This is a genomic window from Vibrio chagasii (genome assembly GCA_041879415.1).
Lineage (GTDB): Bacteria > Pseudomonadota > Gammaproteobacteria > Enterobacterales > Vibrionaceae > Vibrio.
On record CP090852.1, the window covers coordinates 636,471 to 656,239 of the forward strand.

The 19,769-nt window shown below is 43.7% G+C and carries 20 protein-coding genes, 2 pseudogenes and 1 riboswitch; of the genes and pseudogenes, 3 read left to right on the top strand and 19 right to left on the bottom strand.

Going from position 1 to position 19,769, the window contains the following annotated elements; genetic code table 11:
- Window positions 1-3: 3 nt before the first annotated feature.
- The 10 genes from tenA to L0991_16820 all read right to left on the bottom strand — a co-directional run bounded on the left by tenA (window position 4) and on the right by L0991_16820 (window position 8,459).
- Window positions 4-684 (bottom strand): thiaminase II, encoded by a 681-nt coding sequence (gene tenA, locus L0991_16775; protein ID XGB65184.1) that lies wholly within the window; start codon window positions 682-684, stop codon window positions 4-6.
- Between the two features lie 8 nt (window positions 685-692).
- A complete protein-coding gene (locus tag L0991_16780) occupies window positions 693-1,649 on the bottom strand; it encodes an ABC transporter substrate-binding protein (GenBank protein XGB65185.1) in 957 nt (318 codons plus the stop codon).
- Window positions 1,650-1,768: 119 nt separating this feature from the next.
- The gene (locus tag L0991_16785; GenBank protein ID XGB65186.1) at window positions 1,769-2,584 is read right to left on the bottom strand and encodes an ABC transporter permease; all 816 of its coding nucleotides are present in this window, start codon (window positions 2,582-2,584) and stop codon (window positions 1,769-1,771) included.
- Window positions 2,577-3,341: an ABC transporter ATP-binding protein gene (locus L0991_16790; protein ID XGB65187.1), complete on the bottom strand. Its 765-nt coding sequence runs from the start codon at window positions 3,339-3,341 to the stop codon at window positions 2,577-2,579. Before L0991_16790 ends, L0991_16785 begins: the two co-directional genes overlap by 8 nt.
- A complete protein-coding gene (gene thiD / locus L0991_16795; protein ID XGB65188.1) occupies window positions 3,331-4,215 on the bottom strand; it encodes a bifunctional hydroxymethylpyrimidine kinase/phosphomethylpyrimidine kinase in 885 nt (294 codons plus the stop codon). The genes L0991_16790 and thiD overlap by 11 nt, the downstream gene beginning before the upstream one ends.
- Before the next feature lie 98 nt (window positions 4,216-4,313).
- A riboswitch (TPP riboswitch) is annotated at window positions 4,314-4,425 on the bottom strand.
- 97 nt (window positions 4,426-4,522) lie between these two features.
- A complete protein-coding gene (locus L0991_16800; GenBank protein XGB65189.1) occupies window positions 4,523-5,440 on the bottom strand; it encodes an EamA family transporter in 918 nt (305 codons plus the stop codon).
- 80 nt (window positions 5,441-5,520) lie between these two features.
- A complete protein-coding gene (locus L0991_16805) occupies window positions 5,521-6,258 on the bottom strand; it encodes an AraC family transcriptional regulator (protein ID XGB65190.1) in 738 nt (245 codons plus the stop codon).
- Window positions 6,259-6,387: 129 nt separating this feature from the next.
- The gene (locus L0991_16810; protein XGB65191.1) at window positions 6,388-6,777 is read right to left on the bottom strand and encodes a hypothetical protein; all 390 of its coding nucleotides are present in this window, start codon (window positions 6,775-6,777) and stop codon (window positions 6,388-6,390) included.
- 225 nt (window positions 6,778-7,002) lie between these two features.
- Entirely contained in the window at window positions 7,003-7,254 is a 252-nt protein-coding gene (locus tag L0991_16815; GenBank protein XGB65192.1) for a DUF2999 domain-containing protein, read from the bottom strand.
- A 107-nt stretch (window positions 7,255-7,361) separates the two neighbouring features.
- The gene (locus L0991_16820; protein ID XGB65193.1) at window positions 7,362-8,459 is read right to left on the bottom strand and encodes a YdcF family protein; all 1,098 of its coding nucleotides are present in this window, start codon (window positions 8,457-8,459) and stop codon (window positions 7,362-7,364) included.
- 497 nt (window positions 8,460-8,956) lie between these two features.
- On the opposite strand from L0991_16820, the gene L0991_16825 reads away from it, so the two are divergent.
- On the top strand, window positions 8,957-9,631 hold the full coding sequence (locus tag L0991_16825; GenBank protein ID XGB65194.1) for a glutathione S-transferase family protein: 675 nt from the start codon (window positions 8,957-8,959) through the stop codon (window positions 9,629-9,631).
- A 130-nt stretch (window positions 9,632-9,761) separates the two neighbouring features.
- On the opposite strand, the gene L0991_16830 is transcribed toward L0991_16825, so the two are convergent.
- The 4 genes and pseudogenes from L0991_16830 to L0991_16845 all read right to left on the bottom strand — a co-directional run bounded on the left by L0991_16830 (window position 9,762) and on the right by L0991_16845 (window position 12,866).
- Window positions 9,762-10,415 (bottom strand): class I SAM-dependent methyltransferase, encoded by a 654-nt coding sequence (locus L0991_16830; protein XGB65195.1) that lies wholly within the window; start codon window positions 10,413-10,415, stop codon window positions 9,762-9,764.
- Window positions 10,416-10,526: 111 nt separating this feature from the next.
- A complete protein-coding gene (locus tag L0991_16835) occupies window positions 10,527-11,306 on the bottom strand; it encodes a DJ-1/PfpI family protein (GenBank protein XGB65196.1) in 780 nt (259 codons plus the stop codon).
- A gap of 196 nt (window positions 11,307-11,502) precedes the next feature.
- On the bottom strand, window positions 11,503-12,081 hold the full coding sequence (locus L0991_16840; protein ID XGB65197.1) for a TetR/AcrR family transcriptional regulator: 579 nt from the start codon (window positions 12,079-12,081) through the stop codon (window positions 11,503-11,505).
- 374 nt (window positions 12,082-12,455) lie between these two features.
- Window positions 12,456-12,866 (bottom strand): annotated as a pseudogene (locus L0991_16845) (IMP dehydrogenase).
- Here L0991_16845 and L0991_16850 point away from each other — a divergent pair.
- Window positions 12,828-12,944: pseudogene (locus L0991_16850) on the top strand (glutathione S-transferase family protein). The pseudogenes L0991_16845 and L0991_16850 overlap by 39 nt on opposite strands.
- 792 nt (window positions 12,945-13,736) lie before the next feature.
- Here the strand turns inward: L0991_16850 and L0991_16855 are convergent.
- From L0991_16855 to L0991_16870, 4 genes are all read right to left on the bottom strand, one after another.
- A complete protein-coding gene (locus L0991_16855; GenBank protein ID XGB65198.1) occupies window positions 13,737-14,780 on the bottom strand; it encodes a GMP reductase in 1,044 nt (347 codons plus the stop codon).
- A gap of 788 nt (window positions 14,781-15,568) precedes the next feature.
- Window positions 15,569-16,009 carry a PAS domain-containing protein gene (locus L0991_16860; GenBank protein ID XGB65199.1) on the bottom strand — a complete coding sequence of 147 codons (441 nt, stop codon included), beginning with the start codon at window positions 16,007-16,009 and terminating at the stop codon, window positions 15,569-15,571.
- Between the two features lies 1 nt (window position 16,010).
- On the bottom strand, window positions 16,011-17,015 hold the full coding sequence (locus tag L0991_16865; protein XGB65200.1) for a response regulator: 1,005 nt from the start codon (window positions 17,013-17,015) through the stop codon (window positions 16,011-16,013).
- 316 nt (window positions 17,016-17,331) lie between these two features.
- Window positions 17,332-17,577, bottom strand: a complete 246-nt coding sequence (locus L0991_16870; protein XGB65201.1) for a hypothetical protein — start codon at window positions 17,575-17,577, stop codon at window positions 17,332-17,334.
- 195 nt (window positions 17,578-17,772) lie between these two features.
- Here L0991_16870 and L0991_16875 point away from each other — a divergent pair, with 195 nt between their 5' ends.
- On the top strand, window positions 17,773-18,210 hold the full coding sequence (locus L0991_16875) for a Spy/CpxP family protein refolding chaperone (protein ID XGB65202.1): 438 nt from the start codon (window positions 17,773-17,775) through the stop codon (window positions 18,208-18,210).
- A 141-nt stretch (window positions 18,211-18,351) separates the two neighbouring features.
- Here L0991_16875 and L0991_16880 read toward each other — a convergent pair whose 3' ends face one another.
- On the bottom strand, window positions 18,352-19,704 hold the full coding sequence (locus L0991_16880; protein ID XGB65203.1) for an MATE family efflux transporter: 1,353 nt from the start codon (window positions 19,702-19,704) through the stop codon (window positions 18,352-18,354).
- Window positions 19,705-19,769: the final 65 nt, after the last annotated feature.

A 19,769-nucleotide genomic window follows, 5' to 3' on the forward strand; every position in this document is an offset into this window, starting at 1 on the left:
GCTTTAAGCCGTTGGTGAGTCATTCAGTGCATTCAGACCTTGCTGCCAGAAAGCCACTTCCATACGCGTTGCGGTTTTGAATATATGTACAATGTTCTGACCGCGCTCGCTGTTGATATCAATTTCAGCCAGTAGCTGATTGAAATACTCAGCGCCCGTTGCCACGCCAGACTGGAACTCTTCACCACCGTAAAGCTGTAACCAGCTCGCGTATGGATTGTCTTCCAAAACAGTATCACTGCTTTCTAGAAGCGCTTTACCAATCACAGCATAACCAATTGAACATGGAGCCAATGCCGCGTAAAGATCAACAAGATCCCCCGTCATACCGGCGTCTAAAACGTAGCGCGTATAAGCAACGGTACCGAAGTCTTCAGGTTCGTTTTCTAAATCAGATTCCTTTAAGCCCCACTGACCACAGTAAGTCACGTGGTGTGAAATTTCAGAATCTAATAAAGCATGGACGCTTGGCAATGCACGGCGCATATCAGCCAAGGTTTTAGCCTTGTATATTGCTAACGCGTACGCGCGAGCATACTGCTTCAAAAACAGAAAATCTTGCTTTAGGTAATGCAGAAAACACGGCTGAGCCAATGTGCCGTTCGCCAGCGTTTTAACAAAATCATGCTCGGTGTAGTCTTGCCAATCTTGCTGGCAGGCTTGGATTAAGTCTTGATATTTCATGAGATTCCTTAGTCAAAAGCCGGTACGTAATCAGCAGCTTTTGGTAGTGATTTGATAATGCCTTTGTCGAACATGAACTGCGCGTAATCATCGTAACGCTTCATGTCTACCGCTGAAGGGCGAAGCGCAAAACGAGTCAATGTGTCGTTCCATGCGCGTTGGTTAAGCTCGTTATTTAGCGTATCTGGCGAATACGCCACAAACTCACTCCATGAATCTTGCGGGTGGTTCACAATGTAAGTCGTTGCTTGCTCAAGTGCTTTATTGAACGCTTTGATGGCTTCGTCGTCGTGTTTCTTTGCGTTCGCCACAAAGATCAACTCGTCGTAAGCTGGCACACCGTGCTCTTCAGGGAAGAATGCTTTGGCTTTATAACCTTCAAGGGCTAACTGGTTAGTCTCGAAGTTACGTAAGCCACCCCAGATTGCATCTACCTTGCCTGATGCCAGTGAAGACGACAGTGCCCAACCCACATTGATGGTTTGAACGTCGGTAAACTCAACATTTTCTTGAGCCAGCATGGTGCCGATCGTCGCTTCTTCATTACCCGCAATTGCGATACCGATCTTCTTGCCTTTCAGATCCGCTAGTGAATCGTTCTTGCCGTTATCCAGCACCATCAAGGTGTTCAGTGGTGTGGCGATAAGGGTTGACGCACGAACCAGAGGCAAGCCTGCAGCCACATCCATGGTTAAACTTGGTTGATAGGTGACGGCGAGATCGACCTTACCTGCTGCAACGAGTTTTGCTGGCGTGCTTGGGTCAGCTGGCTCTTGGATTTCAATCTCTAGGCCCTGATCTGCAAAGTAACCACGCTCTTGAGCAATCACAATTGGGCCGTGGTTCGGGTTTACAAACCAATCCAACATCAGTGTCAGTTTCTTGTGTTCCGAATCCGCTAATGCATGACCTGAAACTAACGAAGCAAGCAGTGCCACTGCACCTACCAATTTGGTGTTTTTCATAGTTAACCTTTCCTTTTGAATATTATTATTGTGTTTGTCGATTTAATTTCTAACGAGGTTTGTTTAGATAAATAGCCTTGAGCGAAGCTTTATTAAACAAAGAGTTATTGAGCTAGCCATCACTGGTTCTCCCAAGGGATAGCTTTTTTGAGTAATTTGTCTGTGATGAAGTAGAGAGAGATAGAGAGCACCGCCAAGATAAACAAGGCCGCGAACATCTCATCAATAATCATGCGCGCATTGGCTTGCAGCATTAGATAGCCTAGCCCTTCACTCGAGCCTACCCACTCGCCAACAACCGCGCCAATTGGTGCAATAACCACTGCGACACGAATGCCTGACGCCAATGTTGGCAGAGCAGCAGGAAGTTGAATGTGGCGTAGCAGTTGCCATTTCGATGCCCCCATAGTCTTAGCGAGATCAAGATACCCAGTCGGAGTATTTCGCAGGCCGTCATAACAGCAGGTAGTTACAGGGAAGAAAATTATGATCGCCGCCATCACTACTTTTGAGGCGATACCATAGCCAAGCCACAGCATCAGTACTGGCGCGATCGCAAATACAGGAATCGCTTGGCTAGCAATCAAAATCGGCAACAGCCAGCGTTTCAATGGGTCAAACATCAACATCTGCAGAGCGAAAAACAGCCCCATCGTCAGACCTAGTAATAGCCCTAGCAAGATTTCTTGTGCAGTTACCCAAGTGTGTTTGAGCAACACGTCATAGCGTTCAATTAGCTTGAGGAAAACTTCAGCAGGAGCCGGCAGAATAAAGCTTGGCATTTCGAAAGCAACGACCACAAGTTGCCATAAGCCGAGAATCACAACACTGCTGATAAGCAAACGCATAACGGGATTCATCTGAGTTGAACGCTCAGACCTAGCGTGCACGTTCGTTGGCTGAGTGACAGCTTCACTTCGCGTTAAATCAGTCATAATCACGCTCCAACTGGTCTAAGATGGCTTGTTGCAACTCGGCACACTCACCATCGAGCACTCGTGGCGTCACCGAATGAGGCACAGATAAAGAGTGAGCACTCGCAGGCGTGCCTTGCAGCACATATAAGTTATCCGCCAAACGCACCGCTTCTTGCGGATCATGGGTGATCAACACAACGGTTTTATCTCTCAACAGCTCACACGCTAAGCTCTGTAACTTGTGTCTTGTTACCGCATCCAGGGCTGAGAAAGGCTCATCCATCAACACCACTGGCTTGTCTTGCATTAAGGTTCGAGCCAAAGCAACACGCTGACGCATACCGCCAGACAACTGATCCGGCATAGTATCCGCGTAATCAGCCAAACCAACTGAAGCGAGTAACTCGAACGCTCGGTTCTTTTGCTCTGCGTTTTGATGCTTGTTAGTAGTGCTCTGGAAGCGATGGCTCAGGCATAGATTGTCGATAACCGACAACCACGGCAGTAGTAAATCTTGCTGTGCCATGTATGCGATGCGATCGGTGAGAGGCAGTTCATCAGACGTTGCCAATGTGCCCAGCCACTCCACCTTGTCATCAAGTAAACCTGCTAGGTATCGCAATACCGTGGTTTTCCCGCAACCACTTCGCCCAAGCAGCACTGTCCACTTACCTGCGCTTAAGTTAAGTGACAGCCCCGATAGGGTCGCGTGCTCGCTATCTCGGTAACGCAGCGTCGCGTTGCTAAGTTGAACGCCAACCGTATTAACGGACATTACCGTGCCCAGCAAAAAAGTGATTTACCGGGCCATGACCTTGACCGACTTTCAATTCGTCAGCATGTGCAATAGCGCGTGAAATGTATTGTTTACCTAGGTCGACAGCCTCTGGAAGCGTATTACCTTGAGCTAAGAAAGAAGCAATAGCAGAAGAGAGCGTGCAGCCCGTTCCATGAGTATTTTGGGTAGGAAAACGCTTCGCGCTAATCACAGCAGATGTGGTCGGCAGAATCAGCAGATCATTACTGTTTTCATCTTTCTCTAGATGGCCACCTTTTAGCAGAACGGCTTTAGCACCTAAAGCGCGCAGATCTTCAATCATATCCTGCATTTCAGCTTCGCTTTCAGGAACGGCTTTTCCTGTCAGTGCAGCGCCTTCTGGCAAATTAGGCGTGATGATGTCTGCGAGCGGAATCAGCTCTTGTTTTAGTGTGGTGATAGCCGAGTTTTCTAAAAGAAGATCGCCGCTTGTCGCGACCATTACAGGGTCAATTACTAAGTGTTTTGGTTGGTATTGTTTGATTTTGTCAGCAACAACTTTGATGATTTGCGAGTCCGCCAGCATACCGACTTTTACCGCCACGATATTCAGATCGGTGAACACCGCATCTAACTGGCTGGCAACATGCTCAAGTGGGATTGGAAAAATGGCTGATACGCCTTGGGTATTCTGAGAGGTAATCGCAGTAATCACCGAACAAGCGAAGCTACCCGTTGCAGACATGGCTTTAATGTCCGCTTGAATACCTGCGCCGCCGCCACTATCAGAACCCGCGATGGTTAAAACAATCGGAGTATTGACCACCGAAGATTGGTTTTGTGGTGTTTGTGTATTCTTGAATGGCGCTTGAGTGTTGGAATGCTGCGTCATGGTCGCTCCTACTATCTAAAAGACGTAAGAGAACCGAACTTTGGCCGTAAAGAGAGTGTGGAAGTGAAACCAATGAGAGATCATTGTTGGACCACATAGACAAAGTCATCATAGTTCCCTACGCCAGTGTTAACTGAATCAGGTTCAACGGGTCTCGAATAACGATCTCAGCAAATACCAATTAAGGTAGATGCCCCCCGACTATTGATAACGATAGTAACAGCACTCTCGCAACTGAGATACTCATTTTATTCATTTATAAGATACAAGCATGAATAAAATTCAATTTGGCTTTGTTAACAAGCACTTAGTTTCGCTGATTATTTGGTTGTGATTGAATAAATAAACACATGACTATCAACAAGATACCTATCCAACCGACCAAAAGTATCCGCTCCCCGACAATCCAGACTGCCAATACGGCGGCAACCACTGGCTCAAGCAAAGTAATCAAATTCGCACTACTTGCCGTGACATGTCTTAACCCGAAACTGAACGCGATATAACCCAAACATTGAGGAAGTAACACCAAGTAACTCACCACGAATATATTAGTACTTGAAGCGAATAGATTGTCACCAGTGAACCATAACGTTGGTAATAACAACATTGCACCTAAACCAAATATGCTGCCCATTGCCGCTTGTGACTTAATACCTTCGTCTATCAGAGCTTTTGTCGCCCACGAGTAAATGGCATAACAGAGACCAGCAACCAAACCTAAACCAATACCTAAAAGCTTCAGGCCATCATTAGGTTCGCTCCCCACTGACGACTCAGAAAAAACCAATAGTCCAATACCAACCACGCCAATGGCAAAGCTCGTCAGCCAACGTTTATTAATATTATTATTTTTGCTAATAAGACACTCTAAAAGCGCAGAAAAGAACGGAGCAGTAGCTATCGACACCACCGTTCCCATCGCGACACCCGATAATTTCATCGAAGAGTAGAAAGCCAAAGGATAGATCGCCAAAGCCAATGCACTCGCGGCTAACAGCTTTTTGTTGAGCAAAAGCTTATCAAGTGAAGATAAGATCTTCCGATACGCCACGCCCGCTTGCATTAAGCCACCAACGCCCATTGAAAACGCGCCAATCGCTAGCGGGCTGAGATCCGGCGCAAAGCTTGCGGCTGTACCTGTCGTACCCCATAAAACAGAAGCAAACACGATGGCTAAAGTGCCCGTTTGGAATTCGTTAACGCGATTGATGGCAAGATTCATTACTATTACCTAGTCTATTTTCATTTCTGAACTAGATAATAGTGAACACACGCTAGATTTAGTTTGCCAAAAGGACGCTATTATTGCTTTGAAAGACTCTCTTTCATTGAACCTAAAAACGCCCTCGGAGACATGCCAAAGTGCTGAGAGAAGCGTCGACTGAACGCAGACAAGTCGCTATAGCCCACATTTTCTGCGACCAATTGAACAGGTAAATCGGTATGGCTTAGCAAGGCTTGTGCTTTCTCCATACGATAGCAAGTGATGTATTTAAGGGCACTGATTCCAATACACTCTTTAAAGCGCTTCTTAAATTGAGTGGGGCTCAAACAAGCCGTTTCTGCAAGCTGAGAAATAGAGAGAGACTGGGCGTAATTATCCGCAATAAGCCTTTGCACCGCACGAATACGAGGGTCGATGCTCTTGCTGACTTCTTGTTGCTCTAATAGCAGTGAAAACACATCTAAGATGGATGATTCAATGCCACTGTCCACTTGGTATTCCAACTGCTTTTCCACGAACAGCAAGAAGCTCATTAAAGGTGGTGTTATCGTGAAAACCGAAAGCTCATGCTCTAACAAGTGCTGCGGTAACTCCACCATATCCGCAACAATAAAGCGTGCCGCTTCATCCGCCTTAAACGCATGAGCTGTAGTGACTGGAATTACCACGCATTCACCAACAGCGACCTTTCCAACATACCCAACCATTTCAATACTAATACTCCCTTGAATAGGCAACACCAGTTGATGGTAGCCGTCATGGGCATGAGTATTGAATTGTTTGGTGTAAGATCGAATGCTTAAGCTAGATTTCATGAGCAACGCCGACGTTGGTTAAGTGCGAAAAGGTAACTGTATACAAGTAAAAGTATTTGAGACACATTAACTTATCATCTGCAGTTAGTCACACTTCTCGTAAATAGTGACCGTTCCCCTATAGCGATACTATTCGATAACTCGAATCTCAATAGCAAAGATACCGTGAACCGGGATCATCTCTTTGTATTCGTGAAAGCTGTAGAGAAGCTCAACGCCCTCATCAATTGAATCACTCAAATTAGATAACACTCCTAGTCCCTCTGTCATCAATAACGCTCTTGGGTCAGGATAGTTTCTTACGTCCAATACTTCGACAGTCAGCGCATTTGGCTTAATCACATCTAAACCAACAAACGGTGGACCTGATATCACTTGAAAAACAATGTGGTCTCCTTTGTTCAGCTGGTCATATTGAATTGCCTCATAACTGTTATTTGTTCTTATCTCAACACGCTTCGCGCCACTCTTTATTGCGTTTAGCGGTCGTTGGTAGATTTCCAGCTTGTAAGAATTCATAAGCCCTCTGTTTTGAATGTTGTTTCGTGCTGCTTACCATAGCTCAAGTAAGCGCAGGCGTTACTTTCTAGTGAGCTTAGTTCACATGAGTACAGAGTCACAAAATCAAAAAGCCGTTTAAGTATTGCTACTCAAACGGCTTTTTAACTCAAGTCTGATTAGCATGGCTAAGAGCTGTTAACCTAACTGGCGATCGCTCATTAACTAAATTGCCCCCACACTCAATTATTTTTGAAGTTGCTCTTTAGCGGCTTCAACCTTAGAAAAATCTAGGCCAAGTTCTTCAACTGCTTCTTTGATTAGCGCAGGGTTTTGCATTACCTGACCCATAAGCATTTGAAGCTTGTCTTGTGGTAAACCAAGTTGGCTGATCGTCGCCATTGCTGCAAGAGGGTTCTCAGTCAACGTTTGGAATAGCTCGCTGATTTGCGCGTCGCTAATATTGTTCTCTTTCAACATTGCTAGAATCGGGTTCATCTTTTTACCTTTGAAACACTAAATAAAATAGGAGCACAGCATACCATCTAGCTGTGCTCGATTGTACTAGCAACTTATACTTTACCTACTGTGAAGTAACGCTAAACCTAGCGAGACTCTAACGGGTAAGAGCGGTAACTCCACATACCATAGGTACGAAGAGCGTCACGATAGATACCTAGTAGCTCACCATCACTCGCTTTCTTAAGCTCTGAAAGTGGCTTATCAGGGTAAGAAACCGTATCGAAAGTAATGCCCTGAGGGCCGGTTTGCCAGCTTGCTACTTCAAACAGAGTTTGACCTCGGCGAACGTGGCTCGCCGAGCTAATAATCGTCGCGTGTTTAATGTTGTGGCGAGCTAACGCATAACTACTGAACAAGGCATTGCCGACCGTACTAGTCGCATAGTTTTCTTCAATGATGCGATCTTTGCTTACCCCTTTCTCAATAAGCCAGTCCGCCATCAACTTACCTTCAGTCTTGTGGTTCTTCGGCACGCCACCCGTTAACACGATCATCGCATCCGGATTCGCTTTAGCCATCGCCAATGTCGTCTCAAGACGCTCAATCAAGATCTGATGCATTGAGCCGTCTGGATTCAGCGCGTAACCTAGAGTAACGATAGCGCCGTGATCATCCAGCAAACCTTTGTCGGCAGATTCTTTAAGCGGTGTTTCTAACACGCGATCGACCGTAGCAAAAATACGTTTGATATCTTCTGCCTTACCTTTATTCAGGCTTTCTAGCTTCTCCATGTGCTTATTGGATTCACTTTCATTACCTTCAAAACGCTGCCAAACCGCAAGGTAAGCGTGAAGGTCAACATCGTCTGGTGCAACCGTCAGCGCTTGTTCAAACAACTCAATCGCGCGCTCTGCGTTCTTGTTGTAGATTTGAGCATTCGCTGCCGAGATCAGCAAGTCGGTACGGTAAGGTTCTAGCTGGTATGCCTCTAGCAGTCGGTTAGTCACAATTTCCATGTTACTTGGCATTTTCGCCGTGAAACCGGCGTGAGAAATTCTCGCTGGAGACTTAAACGCCTGCAGCGCATCAAGAAGCAATTGATCGACAACTTGTCGCTTCGTCACTAGCTGCGCGTAATCCGCAGAAGCTTGAACTGCGCCATCGTTAGCAGCAAAAGAAAATGGGGCTGCGCCAAAGGCCAGCATGCCACCAAGAGCGAGGGCGATAATGTTCTTTTTCATGAGGGTATCCCGTGTAGATAAATGTTCACATCAGATTTGTCCCCCAATTTAAGTCCCCAAGATTAAAAAACTGTGAACCACACCAGAATCTCTAAGGTTAATATTCATTTGTTGCATAAGGTGTGGCAGCAGATCACGATTTCGAACTTACCAATAAGCCTGCGCATCCAGATAATTCTGATTTGAACCAATGCTCAACGTTTTTATTGGAATATCTGACTGCGGATTTCATGCGCCCTATCCCGCCATAAACCACCGATAACAAATCTGAACTCCGCATAGAACAACGCATCAAAGAATCAGCTTTAAGCTCATTTTTTCAACAACTTAAAACTCTACACACTGAATCGCGCGATGTTAATCCTCGCTCAAATAACGAGGTTTTGAGCAAATAGATTTAAAACACGCATCAACCGATTTTCAAATAATTTAAAATCAATTATTGAACGACCGTTCAAGCAGTGCTTTAATGAATTACCAATACAAGGAGTTACCCCATGCTTAAGTTCTATTTTCACCAAACACCAAACCCAATGAAGATCGCTCTGTTTCTAGAAGAGACAGGCCTAGATTTTGAACTCGTTCCTGTTGATACTTTAAAAGGCGAACAACACACTCCGGAATATCGCTTAATAAATCCAAATGGAAAAACGCCAGCGATTGAAGACGAAGGACAACGCGTGTTCGATTCCAACGCTATCCTTCTGTATCTCTCAGAGAAAACAGGCAAGCTTGGTGGTCAGCCAGAAGACAGAGCTGAACTGCTCTCTTGGATGATGTTTATTGCGAGTGGCCTTGGCCCATACTCCGGCCAATCGGTACACTTCCGCCATGCTGCGCCAGCAGGCCTAGACTACGCAGTGAACCGTTACCTGCGTGAAGCGCAACGTCATTACGAAGTGCTAGAAAAGCATATGGAAGGTCGTGAGTTTATCGTCGGTAATGAGTACACCATTGTTGATGTAGCCGCATGGGGTTGGATTGATAAAGCACCTGTCGTGCTTGGTGAAGAAGGCTTAGAACCTTACCCGAATTTGAAGCGCTGGTTTAACGCCATCAACACTCGCCCTGCCGCACTGCGCGCCCGCGAGATTGGGAAAGACATTGAGTTTAAAACCGAACGGGATGAAGAAGCGAAGCGAGCGCTGTTTCCTTCGAACTATGCGAACTAGAAAAACTGAACGTCGAACCCTAGATCTGCAAGTGAGACTAATATGTAAAAAGAGCCGCTACTTAACGGCTCTTTTTCTAAAACACTGACACTGTGTAAGCTACATTTACTTAACACAGCTTACTATTGAATTATTGTTTTTTAGCTGAGAATAATGCGACACATCCCACTACTTCAACTTTTACATCTGAAAAGTGCTTTTTTAATGAGTTAACCAACGAACTAATATCGTCACTATAATTACAGAATATGCCTTTATCATTGTAAACTTTCAGCAATTTTCTGGCGAAGTAATTTTGTACTGTTCCCTTACCTAAAATTGTACTGCCAAATAGCACTCCGCCATCACACAACTGTTCATTTAAGTTTTTAAAAACAATACCTTTTTTAACCATATCCCCAGGTAAGCAATGAAGTAAATAATTGATACTGATCGAATTAAACTTACCATCACCAAGCTCAAGAGGTCTCAATACATCCCCACAATATATTTCTGGCAGCAAATGACTAACGTTTCTTGAAGCCGTTTCTAAACTATTTCGGTTTAAGTCCAATAATGCGATGCGATTTATTGTATTAGGTAAATAGTTCTTAAGATAATATCCCGTACCGACACCCACATCTAAATGATTATCTGACACTAACATTGAAAAATGCTGTCCGATCAAAGGTGTGGGACATTTCCAAAAATACTTGTTCGATATACCTAGTACCCAAAAGTCATACACTGACAGTACTTCTTTGGAGTAAACTGCCTGACCAGCTATTGAAGAATTTTGATTCATCGTTAATTTCTTATATTTATAGGTAATTTAATTCGAGTGATAAAAACAGACTAATGATAAGTCTTCTCTAAGAATTTGCTAATTTTTTCGCTAACAGCTTTATATGAAAATCTAGAAAAGCCCATCAGCAACATTATTAATTTTTGACTGCACGAGTGCCTTGAGTTCTTCAGGGGCAATGTTGTGATTACCAGTATTAAATGGGGGTTGTGGGTCATATTCCAACAATAGCTCGAGAGCCTGCGCTTTTGTTTCATCTGAAAGTTCAGCAACCAAACTGAACGCAAAGTCAAGGCCAGATGTTACCCCTCCGCCACTAATACGATTGCGATCTCGAACAAGACGTTGGTTTACGTGAGTAACATTGGGGTATTGTTTTAGGGCATCAGTATATGCCCAATGTATCGCAGTTTTATAGCCATCCAATAACTTGGTCTCTGCAAGAATCAGAGCACCAGTACAGACAGAGGTTATATATTGTGCGCTTTTACCTATTTTCATCAAATACGCAATAACCTCACTATCTCGAATTTGTTCAATTGGATTTGCGCTTCCCGGAACAATTAATACATCTATCTTAGGACAATCAGAAAAGCTGTAATTCGGGAGCAAATCGACATTAGCATCAGAAGGGACTGGTTTAATATGTTTGGCAAAAGTAAAAACATTAAACTGCTGGCTTAGAGCAAGTACTTGCAAGGGCCCATAAGCGTCCAACATTGTCATCTTAGGGTAGATAAAAATACCAATGTTTAGTTTGCAGGGATCGATAGAGGTATTTTGAGAGTCAACGTCATCCGAAGCAGAAGCTGGTAAAGTAGCGGTGCCTATTGCTGTGACCGCACAGATTGATTGCTTAATAAACTGACGACGCTGTGGCGAAAGGGTCATATTTTATCCTGAATACATCTTGAGATATTCAGAGCTTAATATGTTTAGATCGGCCACAGTAGGAACATACTCGTGGTGGAGTTCCGAAAGGAACGATTAAGCTAATTCGTTCCATAAATTCACGTGCTAGTTCGGTGAATATTAATCAGACACTAAACCCGTATGTAAATAACAACGGTTATCGGATTGCAAGGCTCTAGGATTTTTTGGCTAATGCCGCCAATAGCAACGCTCTCGAAAAATGCTGTAGATTTTGAGCCCCAGACTGAGCTAATTTTTTACTTGGCGAATGACTTAATTGAATCAAGAAGTCTAAATATAATGCAGCCAAAGCGCTCGCTAAATGTTTCCGATTAATAATCCACTCATCACTTTGGAATGCAATACTCAATCGTGAGTCTATCGCTTCAGCTAACGTGTCGCCCAGAAGGCGTTGAGCATAAGGCCAATCACTTCCCAATTTATGTGCCATAGATGTTCTTCCACGGCTACGGCTAACCGCTTTTAAAGACAGTGCTACCAATGTAGGCCTCGACTCGATATCCAGCCAGTCCTCTCTTGTCACTAATTCTTGAAGCATTAAGTCAAAAATACCGCTATGCATTTCGACAAAAAGATCGAGTTTTGATTGATAGTGCCTATAGAACGTTGTTTTACCAATATCAGCTAAACAAATAATTTCAGCCACCGTAATTTCGTAATACTCTTTCTCTTCCAATAACTGACGAAATGCAGAAATCAGTTGTCTTTGGCTTTTTTTCACTACTTTTGTCATAACTACACTGTCTTAATATATTGTCCGACTAAAGTACATCGATAAATACATATCTATTTAACGATGTATCTGTATGGCAGTACCCTCATCTTCCCTAATTAGTGCATTAGTGCAAGAGCGCAAGAGCGCACGCACTCTGCACGCTTCTGTCATCAGAATCAAGTTTTGGTTATCGAAAAATCAGTCACCTAACTGCTTTAATGTGTCGAAAATACTAGGGCATAAACTCTGCATCTTTCATTCTAGTTAATACTCTCTAATACAAATACGGAAGGATACATTTATTGATAACAAATCTACTATGTTTGTTTTGAATAAAAAAAGAGCCGCTAAAAAGCGGCTCTTGATTTTCAAACTATTCGAATTCGTTCAGATTACTCTTTACCGAATACGTTGTTCTCTTGCTCTTGTACACGAATGAAAGTAGTACGCTTAGTTAGCTCTTTAAGCTTCGCTGCGCCTACGTATGTACAAGTTGAACGTACACCGCCAAGGATATCAGAAATTGTGTTGTGAACTGAACCACGGAACGGAAGAAGTACAGTTTTACCTTCCGCAGCACGGTACTTAGCAACACCACCTGAGTGCTTGTCCATAGCTGACTGTGAAGACATGCCGTAGAACTTCATGAACTGCTTGCCGTCTTTCTCAACAACTTCACCGCCTGACTCTTCGTGACCAGTTAGCATACCGCCAAGCATTACGAAGTCAGCACCGCCGCCGAATGCTTTAGATACGTCACCTGCACTCGCCCAACCGCACTTCGCGCCCGCGAGATTGGGAAAGACATTGAGTTTAAAACCGAACGGGATGAAGAAGCGAAACGAGCACTGTTTCCTTCGAATTATCCCATCAACGACTAATCCGTCATGAAATAAACATTTCTAGTAGATGGTTACTAGAGATAAATAGATGCCAATAGTGTTGCTACGGTAAGTTAATAGTTTTCAACTTCAGCTAGCCTACCAACACTATTGATATTCTTTTCCGTTGTCATAACCTTCATCGACATAACACCTCCTGCACCTCCACTCGTACATAAAAACTTGCTATCAGGAAAACATCTAGCAGAAGAAACAATACAATCATATACTTATATAAGCTCTCATTAGGCACATGCAACGAAATGAGAACAATCAGCACAACAGATTATAACATTTAGAAATAAATTTAATTTAAGATGCTAATTCAAACAATCGACCATTCTGATAATTTTGTTATTTAGTAATAAAATTCTAGGATAAAAGATGAACTCAGGCTGCTTAAGCGCCTTGCTTGCAATGATATTTGGAACGGGCTACTTGGCTATAGCTTTTTCAGGACTTGAAAATCAATTTGGGCTGGCATGGGCTGGGGCTGCATTAATCATTTTAATCCTGTTTAACATTACAATACCGCTATCTGTCGGTTCCTATTTTTACGCTACGAGTGTCTTGGGTTGGCATTGGTTTGAAGCCATATTATTCACGCTGATAGTGGTCGCAATAATAGTTCCACTAATCACTAGAGCTGTTAACCGAACTTTGAATCCCCCCTCTCCCGAAAAATAAGAACATGCTTCCATTAATGTTCTAATCATTATTTACCAAATTCAGATACAAAAAGAGCCGCTAAAAAGCGGCTCTTGATTTTCAAACTATTCGAATTCGTTCAGATTACTCTTTACCGAATACGTTGTTCTCTTGCTCTTGCACACGGATGAAAGTAGTACGCTTAGTTAGCTCTTTAAGCTTTGCTGCGCCTACGTATGTACAAGTTGAACGTACACCACCAAGGATGTCAGAAATTGTGTTGTGAACTGAACCACGGAACGGAAGAAATACAGTTTTACCTTCCGCAGCACGGTACTTAGCAACACCACCTGAGTGCTTGTCCATAGCTGACTGTGAAGACATGCCATAGAACTTCATGAACTGCTTGCCGTCTTTCTCAACAACTTCACCGCCTGACTCTTCGTGACCTGCTAGCATACCGCCAAGCATTACGAAGTCAGCACCGCCGCCGAACGCTTTAGATACGTCACCAGCACATGAACAGCCACCGTCACCGATGATCATGCCACCAAGGCCGTGAGCAGCATCGCCACACTCGATGATTGCAGAAAGTTGAGGGTAACCGACACCAGTTTTAACACGTGTAGTACAAACTGAACCTGGGCCGATACCAACTTTAACGATGTCTGCACCAGCTAGGATTAGCTCTTCAACCATATCACCTGTTACAACGTTACCAGCAGAGATTACTTTGTCTGGGAACTCTGCACGTACTTTTTGTACGTACTCAACTAGGTGCTCTGAGTAGCCGTTAGCGATATCGATACAGATAAATACGAAATCTTCGCTAAGCGCCATGATTTGCTTAGTTTTTTCAAACTCAGCTTCAGATGTACCTGTTGATACAAATACGTTGTTCAGCGTTTTCTTGTCTGCTGTTTTTGCGAACTCAGCCCACTGTTCTACTGTGTAGTGCTTGTGTACTGCAGTCATTACACCGTGCTCTGCTAGAGCCGCTGCCATTTCGAAACTTGCTACCGAATCCATGTTCGCTGCGATTACTGGTACACCAGACCATTGACGACCGCTATGCTTGAATGTAAACTCGCGGGTTAATTCAACTTGAGAACGACTTTTAAGAGTAGAACGCTTTGGGCGGAATAATACATCTTTGAAGCCTAACTTAAGTTCTTGTTCGATACGCATGATAATTTGTCCTGTAATCATATTACGTGTCGTGCGTTTTCGGTAAGCGTTGGCAGACGCTTTACTGAGTTTCGGACACAAAAAAACCGGAGCGTTGGCAGACGCTCCGGTTTTCAGCATTATAGGCTGTGATTTACTAACAGCAAGTCTGATATTTCATTTTTTTTTGTGCTATCCTCTCAAAGATTCCATATCTGGTAAAAGCTCCCCGCTCCTACTTTTCAACTAAATTCTTAGTAATTAATAACTTAACAATACATTCGCGCAAACGCTGTCGGTTTATTGCGCAAACGTTTCCCTTTCAGATTCGGCGAAAAAATCATCGATAAGGCAAATTTGTGAAAAAAGTGCCCTTTAATCACATAAAAATCACACTTTTCTTTAATCAAAAAATGCATTTTTTCTTAAATAATTTCATTTTTTTCTGACTTTTTTCGCTTCGCGAGCCGATCTCAGCCCTCTTTCTTCACCCCTGTAATTTATAAAGTATGAAGGCAAGCTCGATTAGTACGTTCGAAACTTGGATGAACGGAATGAAATCGACAAAATATGGCAGGTTAGATGTGCTTACTTATAAGATTCCAATGGGCACAAACCGCTGTTAATAGAGCTAAATAGCAAGTCGACTAAAGTTCACGAACACAAAACGCCTTCTTTAGTTTGAAATCATTGCTACAGCATCAGATACAAAAATGGCCAAGGGGATTAACCTTGGCCATTTTTATGGGTGTTCAAGCTACTCTCTAAGCTTGAGGCTCTGAAACGATTCAGCTTTACCTGAAGGTACATCAAGCCCTTTTCTGAGACATTAGAGCTTCTGCAGTCGCGTCCTGAATAGACAAGAACAATGATGTCACTTGCCCAGTTGGAGAACGCATTGGGTTAAGCGTGACGTTCTGATACATAAAGTCCGCTTGCTGAGTTACTGGCCTCACGTTGCGGCACTTAAACAGATAGGGTCTTTGTTGCCAAGTAATAAAACTACGACAGCCTAGGTCATAAACCGGTTTTGTTTTAAGCCTAAACCACTCTTCTGGGATTTCAGGAAACAGTTCAAAGATCGACTTACCAATCGCGTCGTGCGATTGCTTGCCACTATGGTGCGTCATGAAACCGTTCCAAACTTGCACCTCAAAATCTCGATTGATAACCACCAGCCCCATATCGACATTTTGAACCATGTCTACCATCCAGTGAAACTGTTCAAATTCAGCAGGAAGATTCAGCATATTAAAACTCCTCCATTAGGTAGGCCAATTTGTTGTCTAGAAGAGGCAGAGACTCGTCAACAAACATAAATAGAAGGTCACAGCGGATAGAGGTGCCATCAATGTTGTAGCTGACTTCAAAGGTCATGGTCTTCTTGAACGAGCCACTCGTGTTTTCTATAACAGAGTCAATTGAGATATGTTGACCTAGCAGAACCGGAGAGCTTTGGAAGAATCGAACCTCAGATTGCTCCCCTAACCCATTCAAGAAAGAGCCTACAAGGATGTTAGATACATCCATCAACAGCTCTAACTCTTCTAGCTCTTCACTTTCAGTCGGAACCTTCATGAGCTTTTTAAGGTCGCTCACGCTCGAGTCACTTAATAAGACTAACGCTTCACCGGCAATACCTTCTCCACTGAAGCCTTGGCAAACACCCGATACTTGGTCGTTGTCAGCTAAGTCACGAAGCGCCATGTGCAATTCACTTACTTCGAAGATATTCACGTTTGGTAGAGGTAGGTGAACGAATACATTGAAATGACGCGCCAATGCATCTGCTGCTCGGCCTATCGCGACGTTCGCAACTTCCATATAAATGTCACGTCGGCGCAGAATCGGTAACTCTAGCGGAGATGGTGTAATAAGTTGCGGCTGTTTTGGCGGTTCTACATGCTCACGTAGAATTGCTTTTAATGCATCTTGGTCGATTGGCTTTCGCAAAAACGCTTTCGCGCCAAGGTCCAATACCTTTTGTTGCGCTTTAGGCTGAATGTCACCAGAAACCACGACAACTGGCGTGGTATCGCCTAATCGCTTCATCTCTTCCAATGTGCCATAGCCATCCAACTCAGGCATGGTCAGGTCGAGGAACATCAGTTTAAACTGTTTTTTAGCTAGCTCTTCAAGTGCGTTAAGCCCATGAACAGCAAAAGTTATATCTGCATTTAGAGAACTAGGCAGTGATCGAGCCATCTGCTTCCGTGCTAACGCAGAATCATCACATATAAGAACTGGGAACGACATAAATGCACCACTGATAAATCAAAGCTAATTCGGACGAGTGTAACAGATCATTATGGTATCAGGTACGGGGTGAATAGATTTATATGTCGATTATTAATAAGAATGATAAGACAGACAGGTGAGCGATTAATTTTAGTGATTTCTCATGCAAAACAATATGCTACAAAGGATATAGCAACGAAGGTTAATGAGCATCTCGGCGCAAATGGTGAAATAAGAGCCCCAATAATTACTTTTACCAAAGCTCAATATTGCCTAGTAACACCACCGCACATTAAAGCAATGATGTCTCGATAACGTAACTAACTGAAAAATGTTATAACTGGTAACTCGGCCACAAGATAAGCAGTGCGAATCGAATGATCACCGCAAACACTAATAGTGCGATCCCTAAGCGATACCACTTGTACTCTCCAACACTCATTGGAATACGTTTATAAAACATAGTGATCACACCTTTCCAATCACTACTGCGTTTTCCATACTGCATCACGCTCGTTAAGACAAACAGTGCACCAAGTACTAACATTCCCTTCTCTGCCCAGAACAATCCAACTTCCATTTGTATATTCCTTGATATAACGGTGAGCGACTCGGATCATTTTAGTCAGCTTTGTTCGATGTTTCTGTAAGACCAAGGTCTAACGCGCTTTAGCCTATCATCTAGGCTTAGCAAACGAACTTAACTGAACAACGTGTTCATATCGAGTTCAGCTTGCTCATCTATACTCTTGTTTCCACCAACAGGAGAAATTCAATGAAATCACTGAAAAAGTCACTTTGTGTATTAACTGCTTCAGCTTTGCTTGTTACTGCTCCGTTTGTGAGTGCATCGTCACCACAACAACCAATACAGCCAGCACTCAGCCCGCTACAAATGGTTATTGCTTCTTTAAATCTAACTGAAGAGCAACAAGCAGAAGTGTTCTCTCTTGTTCAAGACTATCAAACAAGCAGAACCGAAATTGATATGGACAGCGCGATTGAGTTGAAGAAAAAACAGATCGCCCTAGTGACTCAGCCTGAGTTCGATGAAGCTGAGATGGAAAAGGTTATCGACACAGTTCAAGCCACTGAAAAGTCGATGGTGATGCAAGAGATGCGTCTTAAGAACAACATCTACAACGTATTGACTGAAGAACAAAAAGAGCAGTTTAAGACCATGATGAGGTCAGCCCTCTCTGGTGGACAGTAATCGCGCTACGGTTAAACCTAGCTCTCCATAGCGCCCCCTGATTCCTGATATTGATTCACTCCCCCTTGAATCAATGAGATAAACAAAAGCCACAGTATTATCTGTGGCTTTTTATTATCGGTAATAATCTTGCTAAGGAAGTTAAGAGTAAGCTGAGCAACCGATATTTGGAGCCTTGCTGTTTTTGTTAAGCACAACCATCAAATGAATTAGCAGCAGAATGCCTGTCACCCCTAAACCAACACCAATTCCGCCCCAGATTCCGGCCAATTCAAACTTGGGCATTAAGTACCAAGCTGCAGGTAGACCAAATACCCAGTAACCAATTGCCGTCATCACCGTTGGCATAGAGACAATTTTCATCCCTCTAAGCAGGTTGATTGCTAACAACTGCCAAGCATCAACAATAAAGCAGAGTGCAACAACCCAGATAACAGAGGCCAATAGCGATGTCATTGCTCCTGTTCCATCATCCAGCTTGAAGATAGAAGCTATCATTTCCGGCCATAAGATAAACACAGCCGACAGCGCCACACTCAACGCCGACACTAATATGAAGCTTTGAATCGAGGTTCGTTTGATTCCTTCATAGTTGCCCGCTCCGTAATCACGACCAACCAAAATCGCAGCTGCTTGGGAGAAACCAAAGTTAAAGTTCCATGTAAAGCTCAGGCATTGCAGTAAGATTTGGTGCAGCGCTAAAGAAGCGATACTAATGGTCCCTGCCATTAAGGTTCCACCGTATATCAAGCCATGCTCAAGCAACGCTGCAATCGCGATAGGTAAGCCCATCAATAGCAAAGGGCTCATCAGCTTAAGGGAGTACTCTTCTGTATGTAGCCAAGGAGCAAACTGTTTGAATTCGTCACGCTTGAATACCCAAACCGTGTATCCAATCATCACCATAAATGCCGCAATAGCGGTACCCAGCCCAAGTCCTGTTAATCCCATATCCAATGTAAAGGTTAAGAAATAGCTCACTGGAACATTCAGGATAACCGTGATTATCGACATCACTAAAATAGAACGAACATTGCCAAACGCACTGGTTAAGCCACGCAACACCAATAAGATAAGCGAAGGCAACATCACCCATTTGAGAGCGTGCACGTATTCCATCGCCAAAGTGATCACTTCCTGTGGTTGCTTAGCAGCTTCTAACACTAAAGGTGCTAACCAAAAGCTTGCCATTAAGAGCGCACTAAGTACAAACGCCAGCATGGTTGCGCCTTTCACTGCCAACCGAATTTGGCTATTACCAAATTCAGGGCGAGCTACTCGTTGACCATAAGCGATCGCAATCAAATTCGCGACACAGCCTACCGTGCTGCTCGCGATAATGAAGATAAAAAAGTAGATAGAAGCGCCTAAGCCACCAGCCGCAAGGGCTGACACGCTAATTCGCGACATCATCCAAACGTCAGTAAGGACTAAAGCCATGGATATCAGCTGTGAAATGATCAAAGGGAATGCAAGAGTGAGTATTTTTTTCATGAGCGCCTCGGTTAATTTCGACCAAAATACGATCGATGGGACTAGCGTTCAATTGATAAATTTGC

Excerpts from the sequence above, each read along its gene's own strand:
- thiD (XGB65188.1), bottom strand. The coding sequence starts at position 4,215 with ATGACGCAGCATTCCAACACTCAAGCGCCATTCAAGAATACACAAACA.
- L0991_16820 (XGB65193.1), bottom strand. The coding sequence starts at position 8,459 with ATGAAAAAGAACATTATCGCCCTCGCTCTTGGTGGCATGCTGGCCTTT.
- L0991_16815 (XGB65192.1), bottom strand. The coding sequence starts at position 7,254 with ATGAACCCGATTCTAGCAATGTTGAAAGAGAACAATATTAGCGACGCG.
- L0991_16840 (XGB65197.1), bottom strand. The coding sequence starts at position 12,081 with ATGACAAAAGTAGTGAAAAAAAGCCAAAGACAACTGATTTCTGCATTT.
- L0991_16875 (XGB65202.1), top strand. The coding sequence starts at position 17,773 with ATGAAATCACTGAAAAAGTCACTTTGTGTATTAACTGCTTCAGCTTTG.
- L0991_16800 (XGB65189.1), bottom strand. The coding sequence starts at position 5,440 with ATGAATCTTGCCATCAATCGCGTTAACGAATTCCAAACGGGCACTTTA.
- L0991_16830 (XGB65195.1), bottom strand. The coding sequence starts at position 10,415 with ATGAATCAAAATTCTTCAATAGCTGGTCAGGCAGTTTACTCCAAAGAA.
- L0991_16865 (XGB65200.1), bottom strand. The coding sequence starts at position 17,015 with ATGTCGTTCCCAGTTCTTATATGTGATGATTCTGCGTTAGCACGGAAG.
- L0991_16880 (XGB65203.1), bottom strand. The coding sequence starts at position 19,704 with ATGAAAAAAATACTCACTCTTGCATTCCCTTTGATCATTTCACAGCTG.
- L0991_16870 (XGB65201.1), bottom strand. The coding sequence starts at position 17,577 with ATGGAAGTTGGATTGTTCTGGGCAGAGAAGGGAATGTTAGTACTTGGT.
- L0991_16780 (XGB65185.1), bottom strand. The coding sequence starts at position 1,649 with ATGAAAAACACCAAATTGGTAGGTGCAGTGGCACTGCTTGCTTCGTTA.
- L0991_16785 (XGB65186.1), bottom strand. The coding sequence starts at position 2,584 with ATGACTGATTTAACGCGAAGTGAAGCTGTCACTCAGCCAACGAACGTG.
- L0991_16810 (XGB65191.1), bottom strand. The coding sequence starts at position 6,777 with ATGAATTCTTACAAGCTGGAAATCTACCAACGACCGCTAAACGCAATA.
- L0991_16790 (XGB65187.1), bottom strand. The coding sequence starts at position 3,341 with ATGTCCGTTAATACGGTTGGCGTTCAACTTAGCAACGCGACGCTGCGT.
- tenA (XGB65184.1), bottom strand. The coding sequence starts at position 684 with ATGAAATATCAAGACTTAATCCAAGCCTGCCAGCAAGATTGGCAAGAC.
- L0991_16805 (XGB65190.1), bottom strand. The coding sequence starts at position 6,258 with ATGAAATCTAGCTTAAGCATTCGATCTTACACCAAACAATTCAATACT.
- L0991_16835 (XGB65196.1), bottom strand. The coding sequence starts at position 11,306 with ATGACCCTTTCGCCACAGCGTCGTCAGTTTATTAAGCAATCAATCTGT.
- L0991_16855 (XGB65198.1), bottom strand. The coding sequence starts at position 14,780 with ATGCGTATCGAACAAGAACTTAAGTTAGGCTTCAAAGATGTATTATTC.
- L0991_16825 (XGB65194.1), top strand. The coding sequence starts at position 8,957 with ATGCTTAAGTTCTATTTTCACCAAACACCAAACCCAATGAAGATCGCT.
- L0991_16860 (XGB65199.1), bottom strand. The coding sequence starts at position 16,009 with ATGCTGAATCTTCCTGCTGAATTTGAACAGTTTCACTGGATGGTAGAC.